This is a genomic window from Escherichia sp. AM3, from assembly GCF_032029835.1.
Lineage (GTDB): Bacteria > Pseudomonadota > Gammaproteobacteria > Enterobacterales > Enterobacteriaceae > Escherichia > Escherichia coli.
This window is the reverse complement of sequence record NZ_JAVUPQ010000397.1, coordinates 1-916: the sequence shown is the minus strand read 5'-3', so window position 1 is coordinate 916 and position 916 is coordinate 1. Positions and strand designations below refer to the sequence as shown.

Annotated in this window: 1 protein-coding gene; it reads left to right on the top strand. The window is 48.7% G+C overall.

The annotated features are described in order from the left end of the window. Positions 1 to 916: D-serine transporter DsdX (gene dsdX / locus RTW80_RS26130; protein WP_312720989.1), on the top strand; the 916-nt coding region annotated here is incomplete at both ends.

The window sequence follows — 916 nt, the reverse complement described above, 5'->3', positions numbered from 1 at the left end:
ACGCTGCCGCTGGCTTTCAGTTGATGTCATTATGGTGCTGGTTGGCCTGATTTGTGGCATCACGCTGTTTGTTGAAGTGGGCGTCGTGCTATTGATTCCTCTGGCTTTTTCAATTGCCAAAAAAACCAATACCTCATTATTAAAGCTTGCCATTCCGCTATGTACCGCATTGATGGCAGTGCACTGCGTGGTTCCTCCACATCCGGCTGCTTTATATGTTGCCAATAAGCTGGGCGCAGATATCGGTTCGGTGATCGTCTACGGTTTGCTGGTTGGGCTGATGGCATCACTGATCGGTGGCCCACTTTTCCTTAAATTTCTGGGTCAACGACTGCCCTTTAAACCTGTACCCACAGAGTTTGCAGATCTCAAAGTTCGCGATGAAAAAACACTACCGTCATTAGGCGCAACGTTATTCACCATACTGCTACCCATTGCGCTGATGTTGGTTAAAACGATTGCCGAATTGAATATGGCGCGTGAGAGTGGTTTGTATATCTTGGTTGAGTTTATTGGCAACCCTATCACTGCCATGTTTATCGCCGTGTTTGTCGCCTATTATGTGTTGGGTATACGCCAGCATATGAGCATGGGGACGATGCTCACACATACGGAAAATGGCTTCGGTTCTATTGCTAATATTTTGCTGATTATCGGGGCCGGAGGCGCATTCAACGCCATTTTAAAAAGCAGCAGTCTCGCTGATACGCTGGCAGTTATTCTCTCCAATATGCATATGCACCCGATTCTTCTGGCCTGGTTAGTGGCTCTTATTCTGCATGCGGCAGTGGGCTCCGCTACCGTGGCAATGATGGGGGCAACGGCAATTGTTGCACCCATGCTGCCGCTGTATCCCGACATCAGCCCGGAAATTATTGCGATTGCTATCGGTTCAGGTGCAATTGGCTGCACGATC